Below are 13662 nucleotides of genomic sequence, written 5' to 3' on the forward strand. Positions count from 1 at the left end.
AGCCTGATAAAAATAAAAAACTGATTAGTTCAAAACCGCTTGCTTTCTCCCGACATTAACGACTAGTTTTAAAACGAACAGTTTAAAACAGGGTTCCAACATGAAAACCGAGTCGCTTTCAGCCCGATATGCCTTCTGGATTAGTGCCGCCGTAGTGGCCCATACGCTCTGGACCAGCGCAGCGCCCGCAATGATCTATCCGCTCTATGCCGCACAGTGGCACCTGTCCTTTACTCTTGTAACGGTGATTTTTGCTGTTTATCCGCTGACAGTCGTGGTGACGATGCTGCTGTTTGCGGGCCTGTCCGACAGAGCAGGCAGAAAATATGTCATGCTCGCTGGCCTGCTCAGCTCAGCTGCGGGCGTGCTGATGTTTGCGGCTGCAGACAGCGTAGCTGTCCTGTTGGCGGGGCGGGTCATGATGGGAATAGGCGTGGGATTATCAGCAGGGCCTTCGGCCGCGGCACTGGTAGATTACGCCGGTCAGGGCGGCTCAGCGCGCGCGGGTGCTGTGACGCTCGGGGCGCAGTCGGTGGGGTTCGCCGCTGCCCTTTTACTGGCCGGGGCGCTGGTCACGTGGGCACCGGCGCCTACGCGCCTGAGTTTTTATGTTCTCTTTGCGCTGCTGATAGTCCTGATCGTTCTTTGTCTGTTCATCCCGGGCGACCGTCCTGTGGGGATGCCTTCCAGACTGCTGGCCCGTCCTGACGTGCCAGTATACCTGCGCCACACTTTCATCTATGCCGCGCTGGCGGTAACGGGCGCCTATACCCACGGGGTGCTTATATCATCTGTAGGCGCTCAGATTGCCCGTTCGCTCATCGGTTCACCCAGCCCGTGGATTAACAGCGTGGCGCTGGCGCTTTTTCCCGTGGCGCTGGGGATCGCTGGAAGCCTTGCCAGAAAGATTGAGGCTCGCCGTTCAGTCATAACGGGATCGATTGTCTCCGCGACGGGTATGGTCAGCCTGTGTATATCCGTATCTGAACACAGTCTGGTTTTTTTTATCAGCGCCTCACTTATCTCCGGCGCCGGCTATGCCTTTATGACCTTTGGCGGACTGGGCCTGATTGCGCGCGAGGCACGGCAGTCGGATCGCGGCAGCGCCATGTCTATGCTGTTCGTTTTTGCCTATCTCTTTACCGGCGGGCTCGCCGTTTTCCTCGGCAAAATGGCCACACAGCTGAACCTGGCGGTGGCGGTGTTCACCGGCGCGTTGATCCTTATTTTCATCTGTGCAGTGCTGATTATTCTTGGTTTATTTCAGCTGCGCAGCACTAACCGGCTTTCTGCAGCCGACATCTGAAACGTTTCTTACCACTCACCGGCGCTGAGATGTCATGCAGCGCTACAGGTTTCTTTTACCGAAATTCAGGAGAATACAATGTCCTTAAACATCTATCCGCTCAACCTGGGCAATATTACGCTCGATAAATCAGGTCTGGTGTTATTTCAGGATGCGGGCGTGAAAACCACGATCCCCACGCTGGGTTTCCTCATCACCGGCGGCGAGTATCCGGTGCTGGTTGATACCGGCTCGCGCTCAACGGAATATTACCGTCAGTTCGGATTTGAGGCTGAACAGACGCGCGAGATGACCCTTACATGGCTGCTTGCCCAGCATGGCCTGAAGCCTGCCGATATTCGCTACGTTATACATACGCATGCGCATGTTGATCATGCAGGGGGAGATTATCTCTTTCCCATGACCACGACGGTTTGCCTGTCGAGACGTGAGCTGTCGTTTGCCGCCTCAGGCATTATGGGGCCGGCAATGTATGCGCTTGAAGATACCCGCCATCTGCTTGACCGCCTGTATACCAGAGGCGCGCTGCGCCTGTTCGATGTGGACGGTAGCTATGAAGAGGAGGTTATCCCGGGGGTAACGGTGCGCCTGAGCGGCGGTCATACGCCAGGTTCGATTTCCGTGTTGGTGGATACCGCCGAGGGCATTGCCAACATCAGCGGCGATGTGGTGTACAACCTGCAGGGCAGTCTTATCGATCCCTTCCTCGACAGTCTGAACCCTGGCGAACCGACCATTACCGGCAACCGGGCAATGTCGACGCTTGAGGAGAAGACCGCGATCAAAAAAGCCCTGGCCGGCGTCCGCTTTATGCTGCCCAGCCATGATGTGCCTGCACTTGTTCAGGGAGGCAGGGTTATTGGTCTCCTGCATAATGCGATTTCTAATCCCGAAGCCCGCGTCACTGACTCTACTGCCTACACATTGCTGTAAGACTCCACGGAGCCTGCCAGGCTCCGCTTTTACTTTGTCCTTTGATGAACCTGTTCCGTAATGATTTTCACTGCAGGAGTGAAAGTGCTGATGGTTTTCCCCCGTTTTTCTGCATGCGCTGAGCCCGTAATCTCCCATCAACGAATCGACAGCGATGCTGCTCACGCCATAACAAACGGGGACCACAACATGAAAGCCATTGTTTACAGCCAGAACGGATTGCCGGTTAGCAGTCCGCAGTCTCTTTACGAAACTGAATTACCGAAACCTCGCCCGGACGCGCACGATCTGCTGGTGAAAATCAGCGCGATTTCGGTGAATCCAGTGGATACCAAAGTTCGTGCGGGCTCGCCTGTGACGCAGCCGCGCATCCTTGGCTGGGACGCCGTGGGTATAGTGGAGGCTATCGGTGAGCGCGTCACCCTGTTCAGGCCTGGCGACAAGGTCTATTACGCTGGCTCCATTGTCCGCCCGGGCTCGTATGCAGAATACAGTCTGGTTGACGAGCGTATTGCCGCTCATAAGCCCGCTTCACTGAGCGATGCCGACGCGGCTGCGCTCCCGCTCACTTCCCTTACCGCCTGGGAGCTGTTGTTCGACCGCCTTGAAGTGAAGGAAGGACACGGCGACGCCATTCTCATCATTGGTGCCGGCGGCGGCGTGGGTTCGGTGCTCACTCAGCTGGCCAGCAAGCTGACCGGTCTTCGCGTTATCGGCACCGCTTCCCGCGCGGAGACGGCGGAATGGGTGCGCGAACTCGGCGCTCATGACGTCATCGATCACTCCCGTCCGCTGCTGGAGGGCCTGCGTGAAATCGGTGTTTCTTCCGTACGTTACGTCGCGAGCCTGACGCACACCGACAAACACTATCAGCAGATTGTCGAAGCGCTGGCGCCTCAGGGCCGGCTGGCTGTTATTGACGATCCGGAAACGCTGGATGCCTTACCGCTCAAGCGTAAGGCCGCTTCCCTGCACTGGGAACTGATGTTCACCCGCTCGCTGTTTCAGACGCCGGATATGATCCGCCAGAACGAGATTCTGGAGAGCGTACGCCGCCTGATCGAGGACGGCACCCTGCGTACCACTAAAGGTGAGCACTACGGAAAAATCAGCGCGGAAAACCTTCGCCGGGCGCACGCCTTTATCGAAAGCGGACGGGCGCGCGGAAAAATCGTGCTGGAAGGTTTCTGATTTCCCTGCCAGTCATGCCACAGGCTGGCTGGCCCATTCAATATCTCAGGAAGATGCAATGATGAAAACACGTATGATGAAAACGGCGTTAGCGCTGTCTGTGGCTCTGGTGGCGGGCAGCAATGCCCTGAATGCGCTGGCGGCAGACGCCCACGCGCTACCTGCCCTCAGCGAGCTTGCTCAGGACCGCGCAATTGGCAAACCTGAAGTGGTGGCGACGTTCAGCGGCGCCATGCCGACCGGGGTCACCGTTACCGAAACGGGCCGTATTTTTGTGAATTTCCCGCGCTGGGGTGACGACGTTCCGTTTACCGTGGCCGAGGTAAAAGGGAACCGGCTGGTGCCCTACCCGGACGCCGCGATAAATACCGCTGACAATTCTGCTCCCCGTACGCATTTGCTGAGCGTACAGAGCGTGGTGGCCGACGGGCGGGGCCGGGTCTGGATACTCGATACCGCCGCGCCGGGCTTTTCAAAACCGGTTGCAGGCGGCGCAAAGCTTGTCGCGGTTAACCTGAAAACAAATCAGGTTGAGAAAACCATTGTTTTCCCGGCTGACGTAATCAAACCCGCCACCTACGTCAACGATATGCGCTTTGATTTTCGCATCGGTAAAGCCGGCGTGGCGTACGTGACTGACTCTTCACTGTCCGGTACTGGCGCGATTATCGTCATTGACCTGGACACCGGCAAAGCGCTGCGCCGTCTGGAAGGCGACCGCACAACGTCACCTGAGGCGGGCTTTTCACCTGTCGTAGAGGGCGAAACGCTGCTTCAGCGTCACGCGGATGGAACAACCGCGCCGTTCAGCGTAGCCTCCGATGGTATTGCCATCTCTCCGGACGGTAAAACGCTCTACTACAGCCCGCTCTCGGGGCGTCATCTGTATGCCGTTTCCACGGCGCTGCTTCGCGATCCGGCCGTCACAGAGTCTCAGCTCTCGGCATCCGTGAAGGACCTGGGTGAAAAAGGGGCGTCAGACGGCCTGGAAAGCGATGCGAAAGGAGCCGTTTATGCCGGTGACTATGAGCGTAATGCTATCCGTAAGCTGCCGGCAGGCGGGGAGTGGACAACCATTGCGCACGGTCCTGAGATTCTGTGGCCGGATACCCTGTCCGTCGGACCGGATGGCTATCTCTACTTCACCACGAACCAGCTGAACCGTCAGCCTGGCTTCCACGGCGGTAAGGATTTGCGCCAGAAGCCTTATGCCCTGTTACGCATCAAAATTAATGCAGCACCCGCACCAACGCACTAAATCACTCTACATCAGGGGGCCCGGGGCCCCCGCTAACAGGAGAAGGCATGTTCAGTAAAATGTATGACGTTGATGAAGACCACATTGATTTTCAGGAGGTGGTCGACGGGCTTTACTACCCGTTTTATATGGAGTGGGCCCGTCACGCCTTCATGAAAGAAGCGCTGGGGATTGATATTGAAGAGGAGTTCAGCCAGGGACGCATTTATATGGTGCTGGAGTACTCCCTGCGTTTCCGTCAGAGCCTGAAAAAGGGAGACAGAATGGAGGTGACCTGCCAGCTGGAAAAAAATGTGAAGCGCAACCGCGTGAATTTTTACCAGCAAATCCGGGTTGAAGGCGTAACCTGCGCTGAAGCGGCCTTCACCGCCACATGCCTTTTCAATGGCCGGCCATTTATGCCCGAAGCGGTGACAAACGCGTTAACTTTCTGATATTGCCGTCAGACCCGGCGCGTCCGTGACGAAGTTTACATGCGCCGGGTTTTCTGCATCACCTCTGGCTGCCCGAACGTCCTTAATTTCCTGCGATACGTGAGGGTCAGATACGCCATACCCTAACTGCCTTCCAGCCCTGTCGCCATTTCTTCCAGTGTAATGTGAAGCGATAAATCGCGGTATTCAGCACTCACCTCATGAAGGCGGGAAATATGCGCTGTCGACCATACCCCGGCGGCAAACTGATGCTGAGAAGCTGCGACGGCGCAGCGGAGAAAGACAGCTGCTCAAATCAGGCCAGTGCTCCATTAGTATTAACTCGAGGGGCGTTTGTGGCAGCTGACCGTTTTGCTCACTGCAGATGGTTTCAGGCCAGGTTGCTTAGAAGCCGTCGGAACAGGGAGTTAAGACAAAGGCGCCGGGAATGTTAAAAGCCCCGACGCGCTGCGTACGGGGCCTTTTGCCGACAATCTATAACCGCTAAAGGAAGATTCAGCGGTTTCTGTCCATAAACGTACCGGCAGAGCCGGCGTCCGGGTCGATAAACACGACGTCACCGGGTGAGCGGCGGGGCGTGTCCAGCGTCAGGAAAATCACGGGTTCTTCCAGCAGAACGGGAAGCGCGTGTACGACGTTGCGCTCGAAAAAAAGCATATCGCCGGGTCCGAACTCGGCCTCGGTCGACGCATCTTCCATCCAGAACGTTCCGCGGCCTGAAAGCACGTACAGGTACTCATCGCATTCGCGATGAAAGTGAGGGGGAACACCCCGGTAAGCCCGGAACACACGGCTGCTGGCATCCGGGCGGTCGGTTAAATAAATATCGGCCAGCATCGTGGTGGCCGACTCCGGCAGGTTCTTTGCGATTTCGGCCGGTCTGAAGCGCGCTGACTTCTGCGCGGTGATATCCGCCATGTCAGTTTCTCCTTAGCGATTCCAGGGATAAGGGCAGGGAGCAGAAGCGGCGAATTCTTTCCCGCCTCTGCGCCACTGAAGTCCTGAGCATCAGCTCACTTTAGGGAAGTCAACGACGGTGTCGTTTACCCTGTTCACCATGTTGGTAAACAGAATGGCGCTGACGGCGCCAATGGTTTCCACAACCTGCTGGTCGCTGAATCCGGCCTCGCGAAAAGACGCAACGCGATCTGCAGAGACTGTTCCACGAGTGGAAACGAGATACTGAACAAACTGCACCAGCGCATCGATACGCGCGTCGCCGCTGAAGCGGGCTTCACGCAGCTCCAGCGTTTGCTCGTCGGTGTAACCCGCCTTTTTAGCCATCAGCGTATGAGCGGCCAGGCAATAGTCGCAGCCCGATTCTTCACTAACCGCAAGATTAATCGCTTCCAGCTCACGGGCGCTCAGGCTGCCTTTGTGCAGGGCCGCATTCAGCTGAAGCATCTGACCCAGAACGTCAGGCGAATTGCTGCCGATGGTCAGATAGGCATTGGGGACTTTACCCATGCTGCCTTTAATCGCGCTAAACAGCTGGGCGGTTATGCCCGTGGCATCGCTTTCAGTGATGGTATGTAAACGGCTCATAGTCAACTCCTGGTTTTATCTACGGGTAGGGGTACAGGTGCCAGAGTCGTTTGGCTTATCAGACTCTGTCGCGCTGAAGTCAGGAGTACAGTACTGCGGCTGTAAGATATGAAAAAGCTGCTGGCGGAGTCAGGACTTTATCTTGAAAAGGTAAAATGGGGAGTACGTTGCTAAGCTTTTTTTAAAGCTCAGCATCAGACTTTGACGGTCAGAGGTCTGGCTCAGGCCAGAAGAGGAAAAAGAGCGGCTAACGTTGAGGGAATAGCGTCGCGGCGCGCCTGAAAAAAACCGGCGCGTTCGCACCGGTCACCGTTTTGCTGTTGGCACAGATCTCTTCTTCACGCCTGTTTTACCAGCCCGAACAGGTCATTAAGCGATTCGCTCATGGTAGGGTGCATGAAAATTTGATCTCTGAGCACCGTGTACGGCAATCCCGCATCCATGACGGTTTTTACAATATTGATCACCTCGTGAGAGTCTGCTGCCAACAGCGCCACGCCGAGAATTTTTTTGCTGTCATTGTCTACCAGCGCTTTCAGGACGCCTCGCGTATCGTTAATAACGCGAGCACGTGGAATGGCCGCCACGGACAGTGACACCACCTGAAAATTCCTGCCCTGTTCACGCGCCTGCGCTTCAGTGAGACCGATGCGCGACAGCGTTGGCGTCATAAATACGGAATAGGGGATATTCACGCGATCGTCTGTGGTTCGCTTTCCTTTACCCAGAAGCTGATCGTGCACAATGCGAAAATCATCTAGCGAAATGTAAGTAAACTGCGGGCCACCAGTGACATCACCCAGCGCCCATATGTGGTCCACTGACGTTTTCAGATGCTTATCAACCAGGATGGCACCACGCGTATCCGTGGTTACATCAGCGTTTTCCAGTTTCAGTGTCTGCGTTGCCGGACGGCGCCCGGTTGCCACCAGTAATACATCTGCCTGACGATCGCCGTGACCCGTATGGAGCGTAACGCTGTTATTGTCACTGGTAACCGACTGCACGCTGGTGTTCAGCTCAATTTTTACCCCCTGGTCCTGCAGAATGTTTTTTATCGCCGCGCTGATATCCGCATCCTCACGCGCCAGAAACTGCGATGAGGTATCAAACAGGGTGACCTCACTGCCGAAGCTGGCAAACACAGAAGCGAACTCGACGCCAATATAACCCCCACCCAGAATAGCCAGCCGTTTTGGCAGGCTGGATAAATTCAGGATGCCGGTGCTGTCGACAATGCGTGGCCCGGGGATTAGGCCGTCAATCTGCGGGATAACCGCCTCGGCGCCAGTATTAATGAAAATGCGATCGGCGCTGAGCTGACGGCTTCCCTGCTCAGTGGTAATTTTCAGCGTGTGGGGGTCAATAAATTCCGCATGACCATCAATCACCTCGACCTGCGCGATATTGGCCAGATTCAGGTAATTTTTTTCACGTAACAGCTCGACGACAGCGGTTTTGCGCTGCATCGCTTCACTGAAGTCGGCGGTGGTTTGCGCATCATGCACCAGCGCCTTGGTAGGAATACAGCCGACGTTAATACAGGTGCCGCCGTACATCGCTTTAGATTTTTCAACGATCGCCACGCGCCAGCCAGCACGCCCAAGAGCGGCGGCCAGCGTTTTGCCTGCTTTACCAAATCCAATAATCGCTGCCTGATAATGGTTCATGATGTTCTCCGCAATAAAAGCTGTAGAAATAGTCAACACCCTCAGCTTACGATTGACGGCGACGCGCTTTTACGCCGTAACGCTGGCTTTTTTGTCTTTGCGTCTGAATTAACGGATTTGAGAACAGGAAATGGAAAACAGAGGACGAGTATGGATCCACTGAGTCATCTGCTGCTATTGCATAACTCGAAGGGAAGTATCGACAAGAATTGCGTACTGAGTGGGGATTGGCAGCTGCCGCATCGGGCGGGTCATCTGTGTGTAGTACGCTGGCACACCGTAATCGGTGGCTCTGTAATGCTGGATATGCCTGGCTCAACGAAAGTCGAGCTGTCTTCCGGCAGCGTGGTATTCCTGCCGCAAAATGCCGCACACCGCCTTTATCAGCAGAGTACGTTGCCAACGCAACTGGTATGCGGAGTGCTGGAATTGCCCGCGTCAGCCCAGGCTTTTCTTACGGCGCTGCCGGAAATACTGATGCTGGCGCCAGCGGCGGAGAGTAATGAAGCACGCTGGCTGGCCGCCGCACTGCCTTTACTTATCCAGAGTAATACCGCCAGTGCGCCGGGCGACGAGGCTCTGTGCAGCCATCAAATCAGCGCGATGTTTACCCTGGCTATCCGCAACGGGCTATCTGATACCTTGCAGAATAAAAGCCTGCTGGCGCTGGCACTGCACCCACGGGTCGGTACGCTGATTGCGCAACTGTGTGCGGCGCCGGAACAGCCGTGGACCGTGGAAGAAATGGCACAGCGCGTTTTTATGTCGCGCGCATCTTTTGCGCAGCTGTTCCGCCAGCTGAGCGCAACCACGCCGCTTGCCGTGCTGACCTCTATTCGTCTGCAGCTGGCCGCTCAGCAGCTGGCGCGCGATTCCGCACCGATAATCAATATTGCCCTGGCTGTGGGCTATGCCAGTGAGTCCTCATTTCATAAAGCTTTTCTGCGGGAGTTTGACTGCACACCGGGCGAGTACCGCCGGCGAACAGAAATGCTGGCGAAAGAGGATGTGATGCTTTTTCGGGCATAATGCTTAAAGCTTTTCAGACGCTGTTAGCTCCTGGCGCTGAGTTTTATGCTGTAGTACTGAGATTAACTCGTGGTGGTACATCCTCAGTACAGCATTCGTGAATGCCGAAGACAATTCATTCGGCATCACGGTAAGCTGTAACGTCATTATGATGGGTCAGTTGATGAGCGCACCGCCTTCAATATCAATAACCGTGCCGGTGACAAACGGGTTATCCAGCAAAAACAGATAACCTTTAGCGATATCCTGCGCGCGGCCATATGCTTTCACCGGCAGATTTTCAGCAGCAGACTGGAGCATTCTTTCACGAGCAGCGGGGTCCATACTTGCGTACGCCTCCGTATCGGTCAGCCCCGGACTCACTACGTTCACGCGCAGCGGAGAGAGTTCTTTAGCCAGCACCTTTGCAGCTGATTCAATGGCAGCATTCATCGTTGATTTAACAATGGTTCCGCTCAGCGTACGTCGTGCCACAAAGCCGCTGGTCAGCGTAAGCGTTCCACGGGGCCGGATATTTCCGCTGAGATGACGGGCGGTATAGATGCTGCCCCAGAATTTGGTATCAAAAGCCAGCCGCGCCGCGCTGAGATCCATTTCAGAAAGAAACCCACCGGGTGCATATGAGCCTGCCGTAAACACAATATTATCTACATTGCCCAGTGAACTACTCAGCGCAATAACTTCAGCTTCGTTACTGACATCCAGTTTTAATGTCCTGACATCTGCAGGCCTCAGATTAAGCAACTGGCGTGCGGCTTCCAGTTTTTCATTATTTCGTCCTGCAAGGATAAGCTCGTTTTCATGCTCCGCCAGTGCGCTGGCCACAGCAAAACCAATGCCTGACGCGCCGCCAATGATTAATGTTTTACTCATCAGATTTATTCCTCATATTTATCAAAAGATGAAACTCTGTAAGCCGTTCCGAAAGGTGATGTTGAAAGCACTTTACTTTCTAAGTCCTTTTTTGATAATGACAGCGAAAGTGCAATTGCTTTTCGGAAAAGATGAAATATGGGAAAGCTTGAGGACATGGCGCTTATTGTCGAAGTGGCCGAGACCGGCGGACTGTCGGCAGCCGGGCGACGTCTTTCACTCTCACCGGCGTCAATGACGGCAAGACTGAAAGCAATTGAAGAGCGCTACCAGACGCGGCTTTTTCATCGTTCAACACGTGCCATCACGCTGACACAAGCTGGAGAGAGTTTTTATCATGCCGCTCTTCGGGTACTGGACGAAGCACGACACGCAGAATCGCTGCTGATACAGAGAGAGGGAGTACTCAGCGGGAACATTCGTATTTCTGCCCCGTCTGATTTCGGAAGGCAATATCTTAGCCCTGCGATACTGGATTTTTCTCGCCTCCATCCTGATGTAAATCCGTCGGTTTACCTGGGAGAGCGCGTTGAGGACCTGATCGCTAACCGGCTGGACATGAGTATCCGTTTCGGTAATTTGCCGGACAGCAGCCTGATCGTCAGGAATATCGCGCCTAATCACAGGGTGCTTGTCGCATCAGATAGGTATCTCCAGAGCTTTGGAATGCCCTCTACGCCTGACACTCTTCACGACCACAGGTGCCTGGCTCTGGAGCTACACGGGGTTGTCATCAATGAATGGCGATTTGAAGAAGAAGGCGTTAGCAGAGCTATTCATGTGAATCCTGTCATGGTGTGTGACGATGGCGCTCTTCTGCGTCAGTGGGTTCTTGATGGCGCGGGAATTGCCTGCAAATCCTGGTGGGATGTAAAAAAAGATGTAGAACAGGGAAGGCTTTGTGTCCTGTTTGCAGACAGCTTTATAGGGTTCAGCCGCTTCGATCGCAAAGATGTTGGACTGCAGTTTGTCTATCCACAGCGTAAGCTTCAACCTTTACAGGTGGCGGCATTCAGTGAGTTTTTTATCGACTGGCTAAAAAAAGAATGAGCGAGACCTCTCTCAACCAGCCTTTGCGCGAGTCGGCAATGTCCTGCATTTAATCTTCTGTATTGTGAACCCGGTCACTTCCTCGCCGGACGCTATTCAAACGAATCCCACTATAGTCGTTAAACATTCCGATTACGGTGGGTTACTAAAATGAAAAGAAATAAAAAAGCGGTGCACAGCCGTTTAGCCGCAAACATAACCATGGCATTATCTCTGGCTGTTTTTTCACTGGCGGGAAGCACAATGGCAAATGCCGCAGTAGAGCATCAAACAGCATTAGTAGGAACATGGACATCGATTCCAGATGCGCCGTCAGCGCAAAAACCCGACCATCCCAGTGAAGGGTTATACCGCCTGAAGGTGAACAGCGACGGTACGCTGACGCCACTCGATGTGATCAAGATGAAAAGTCCGTCGTGGATTGTGAAATCCCGCGATGGGCGTTTTGCCTACACCACCAATGAAGAGAATGACGGCGCGGTTACCGCGCTGAGTGTGGATGAAAGCGGACAGGTGCGGGTGCTTAATAGCGTGGAGAGTCACGGTCAGCAGCCTACCCATGCGACAATCAGCTCGGACGGAAAGTTCCTGTTTGTCTCCAACTACTCCGTGGCGAAGGGGGGAGCGGGCGTATCGGTCTTCCCGATCCATCACGATGGCAAACTGGGCGAACAGGTTCAACATTTCCCTTTCGAGCAGGGTACCGGTGCCGTTAAAGGGCGTCAGGACGGCGGCCATGCGCACGCCACCACTTTTACCCATGATGGCAAGTATCTCTACGCAGCCGACCTCGGCGGTGACAAGCTGCACGCCTATAGCTATCACGCTGATAAAGCACAGCCGCTGGAGGCGGATAGCGCGCGCGACGTGAGTTTTGCTGCCGGTTCGGGCCCTCGCCATATGGTGTTTGCGCCAGATGGTAAGCATGCCTATGTCATTACTGAAATGGCCGGTGAAATTGTCGTGTTCAGTGTGAATCAGGATCGTCTTGAGCCGGTTGGCCATATCAAGCTGAATACGGAGAACAGTAGCGCAGAATACCGCAGCGGTGGAGGCATTATTTTAAGTCCGAACGGTAAATATGTGATTGCCTCGAATCGCGGCTCAGATAATAAATTGCTGGTGTTCAAAATTGAAGCGGATGGCATGTTGGGTAAGCCCGCGAGCTATAACGCTAACGGTATTGAACCGCGTGCCTTTGCCTTCGACGGTAGCGGCAAATATCTTTACGTGGCGAACGTGTTCACCAACACTATTTCTCTGTTCCATTTCAATGAGCATACCGGCGAAATGAAAGCGGCGGGCGATGCGGCGAAAATATCTACGCCAACGGATATTAAATTCTTTAATTAAGGCAAATGCTCACTCGCCAGGGGCGACCGTACTGGGCGCCCCTGGCATCAGTCAGCTATCCCTGTAGCTGATGAGTATCAGACGCGCGTGGTTGCTTTGACTGTATCGACAAACAAGCGTAACGCGAGGGGCATATGACGATGCTGCGAAAAGTAGAGCGCGATCCCTTGCGAAGCGATGGTCCAGTCATCCAGCAAGGTAACCAGGCGCTCTCTGTCCAGCCCGTGCTGAGCATAGCGCTGCGGCACATAGGCTACCCCTAATCCGGCGATGGCGGCCTCTGTCATTAACGCACCGCTGTTGAGCGTCAAACTCCCGGGGACATCCAGCGCAAACCGCTCCTGATTTTGCTCATATTCCCAATGGTACCGTTTCCCGCCCGGTAAACGATGCCGTAAGCAGGTGTGCTGCATAAGATCTTGCGGGTGCTTAATGGGTGGACGTGCTGCTAAATAATCAGGCGATGCCACCGTAACAAAGCGTAACGGCCCGCTCAGTGCAATGGCCACCATATCCTTAGGCACATCTTCAAACAGCCGTATACCGGCATCAAAACCCTGCTCGACAATATCAACCAGCTCACCTTGCGCAACTAAATCAATTTCAATCCCTGAATATTTTTGCATGAAGGTTGGCAATGTCGTTTCCAGCAGAAGGCCAATCGCTGCATCGCTGGCGCTGATGCGTAGTGTTCCGTAGGGTTGGCGATCGCTGGCGGTGACCTCATTCAGCAACTCGTCCATTTGAGCGAGCAGCGGCGTCATGCGCGCAATCAGCATTTCACCAGTTTCGGTCAGCGCCACGCTTCGCGTTGTTCGATGGAAAAGCCGCACGCCAAGCGCCGTCTCCAGCCCTTTTATGGTATGGCTGAGCGTTGAACGCTTCAGGCCGAGCAGATCCGCCGCGCGGCGAAAACTGCGCTGGTCAGCAACCGTTTTCACCGCCAGCAGTTCATTCCAGGACGGACGCTTCATTGTTTAAAATTTCCCACCATCGCATGCCGGTTTGGGGAGATTATGG

At 54.6% G+C, this 13662-nt stretch carries 13 protein-coding genes; 8 read left to right on the forward strand and 5 right to left on the reverse strand.

Translation table 11 applies throughout. The features are described from left to right. The first annotated feature begins 100 nt into the window (after positions 1-100). The 5 genes from B3229_RS02690 to B3229_RS02710 all read left to right on the forward strand — a co-directional run bounded on the left by B3229_RS02690 (position 101) and on the right by B3229_RS02710 (position 5122). A complete protein-coding gene (locus B3229_RS02690; RefSeq protein WP_286868342.1) occupies positions 101-1306 on the forward strand; it encodes an MFS transporter in 1206 nt (401 codons plus the stop codon). Between the two features lie 78 nt (positions 1307-1384). After that, positions 1385-2239, forward strand: a complete 855-nt coding sequence (locus tag B3229_RS02695) for an N-acyl homoserine lactonase family protein (RefSeq protein WP_286868344.1) — start codon at positions 1385-1387, stop codon at positions 2237-2239. A 189-nt stretch (positions 2240-2428) separates the two neighbouring features. Further along, entirely contained in the window at positions 2429-3430 is a 1002-nt protein-coding gene (locus B3229_RS02700; protein ID WP_286868346.1) for a zinc-binding alcohol dehydrogenase family protein, read from the forward strand. Positions 3431-3488: 58 nt separating this feature from the next. Next, complete coding sequence (locus tag B3229_RS02705; RefSeq protein WP_286868348.1) at positions 3489-4688, forward strand: L-dopachrome tautomerase-related protein; 1200 nt, start codon at positions 3489-3491, stop codon at positions 4686-4688. A 47-nt stretch (positions 4689-4735) separates the two neighbouring features. Further along, positions 4736-5122: an acyl-CoA thioesterase gene (locus tag B3229_RS02710; protein WP_286868350.1), complete on the forward strand. Its 387-nt coding sequence runs from the start codon at positions 4736-4738 to the stop codon at positions 5120-5122. Between the two features lie 495 nt (positions 5123-5617). Here the strand turns inward: B3229_RS02710 and B3229_RS02715 are convergent, their stop codons facing one another. From B3229_RS02715 to rclA, 3 genes are all read right to left on the reverse strand, one after another. Then, positions 5618-6040, reverse strand: coding sequence for a cupin domain-containing protein (locus tag B3229_RS02715; protein ID WP_048781008.1), 423 nt, complete (start codon positions 6038-6040; stop codon positions 5618-5620). A gap of 90 nt (positions 6041-6130) precedes the next feature. Beyond that, entirely contained in the window at positions 6131-6667 is a 537-nt protein-coding gene (locus B3229_RS02720) for a carboxymuconolactone decarboxylase family protein (protein ID WP_048781007.1), read from the reverse strand. Positions 6668-7005: 338 nt separating this feature from the next. Then, positions 7006-8337, reverse strand: a complete 1332-nt coding sequence (rclA, locus tag B3229_RS02725; protein WP_286868353.1) for a reactive chlorine resistance oxidoreductase RclA — start codon at positions 8335-8337, stop codon at positions 7006-7008. 150 nt (positions 8338-8487) lie between these two features. Between rclA and rclR the strand changes: the two genes are divergently transcribed. Beyond that, positions 8488-9366 (forward strand): reactive chlorine-specific transcriptional regulator RclR, encoded by an 879-nt coding sequence (gene rclR / locus B3229_RS02730; RefSeq protein WP_286868355.1) that lies wholly within the window; start codon positions 8488-8490, stop codon positions 9364-9366. Between the two features lie 156 nt (positions 9367-9522). On the opposite strand, the gene B3229_RS02735 is transcribed toward rclR, so the two are convergent. Further along, on the reverse strand, positions 9523-10242 hold the full coding sequence (locus tag B3229_RS02735; RefSeq protein ID WP_376747190.1) for an SDR family oxidoreductase: 720 nt from the start codon (positions 10240-10242) through the stop codon (positions 9523-9525). Positions 10243-10377: 135 nt separating this feature from the next. Between B3229_RS02735 and B3229_RS02740 the strand changes: the two genes are divergently transcribed. Both B3229_RS02740 and B3229_RS02745 read left to right on the forward strand, forming a co-directional pair. Then, the gene (locus B3229_RS02740) at positions 10378-11289 is read left to right on the forward strand and encodes a LysR family transcriptional regulator (protein WP_286868359.1); all 912 of its coding nucleotides are present in this window, start codon (positions 10378-10380) and stop codon (positions 11287-11289) included. Between the two features lie 150 nt (positions 11290-11439). Beyond that, complete coding sequence (locus B3229_RS02745; RefSeq protein WP_286868361.1) at positions 11440-12642, forward strand: lactonase family protein; 1203 nt, start codon at positions 11440-11442, stop codon at positions 12640-12642. Positions 12643-12719: 77 nt separating this feature from the next. On the opposite strand, the gene B3229_RS02750 is transcribed toward B3229_RS02745, so the two are convergent. Continuing rightward, a complete protein-coding gene (locus B3229_RS02750; protein ID WP_286868363.1) occupies positions 12720-13616 on the reverse strand; it encodes a LysR family transcriptional regulator in 897 nt (298 codons plus the stop codon). Positions 13617-13662 lie beyond the last annotated feature (46 nt).

This window comes from Pantoea sp. UBA5035 (genome assembly GCF_002415245.1).
Taxonomy (GTDB): Bacteria; Pseudomonadota; Gammaproteobacteria; order Enterobacterales; family Enterobacteriaceae; genus Pantoea; species Pantoea septica.

Coding starts and splice junctions, on each gene's coding strand:
- B3229_RS02745 (WP_286868361.1), top strand. CDS start 11,440: ATGAAAAGAAATAAAAAAGCGGTGCACAGCCGTTTAGCCGCAAACATA.
- B3229_RS02750 (WP_286868363.1), bottom strand. CDS start 13,616: ATGAAGCGTCCGTCCTGGAATGAACTGCTGGCGGTGAAAACGGTTGCT.
- B3229_RS02720 (WP_048781007.1), bottom strand. CDS start 6,667: ATGAGCCGTTTACATACCATCACTGAAAGCGATGCCACGGGCATAACC.
- rclR (WP_286868355.1), top strand. CDS start 8,488: ATGGATCCACTGAGTCATCTGCTGCTATTGCATAACTCGAAGGGAAGT.
- B3229_RS02715 (WP_048781008.1), bottom strand. CDS start 6,040: ATGGCGGATATCACCGCGCAGAAGTCAGCGCGCTTCAGACCGGCCGAA.
- B3229_RS02695 (WP_286868344.1), top strand. CDS start 1,385: ATGTCCTTAAACATCTATCCGCTCAACCTGGGCAATATTACGCTCGAT.
- B3229_RS02700 (WP_286868346.1), top strand. CDS start 2,429: ATGAAAGCCATTGTTTACAGCCAGAACGGATTGCCGGTTAGCAGTCCG.
- B3229_RS02690 (WP_286868342.1), top strand. CDS start 101: ATGAAAACCGAGTCGCTTTCAGCCCGATATGCCTTCTGGATTAGTGCC.
- B3229_RS02710 (WP_286868350.1), top strand. CDS start 4,736: ATGTTCAGTAAAATGTATGACGTTGATGAAGACCACATTGATTTTCAG.
- rclA (WP_286868353.1), bottom strand. CDS start 8,337: ATGAACCATTATCAGGCAGCGATTATTGGATTTGGTAAAGCAGGCAAA.
- B3229_RS02740 (WP_286868359.1), top strand. CDS start 10,378: ATGGGAAAGCTTGAGGACATGGCGCTTATTGTCGAAGTGGCCGAGACC.
- B3229_RS02705 (WP_286868348.1), top strand. CDS start 3,489: ATGATGAAAACACGTATGATGAAAACGGCGTTAGCGCTGTCTGTGGCT.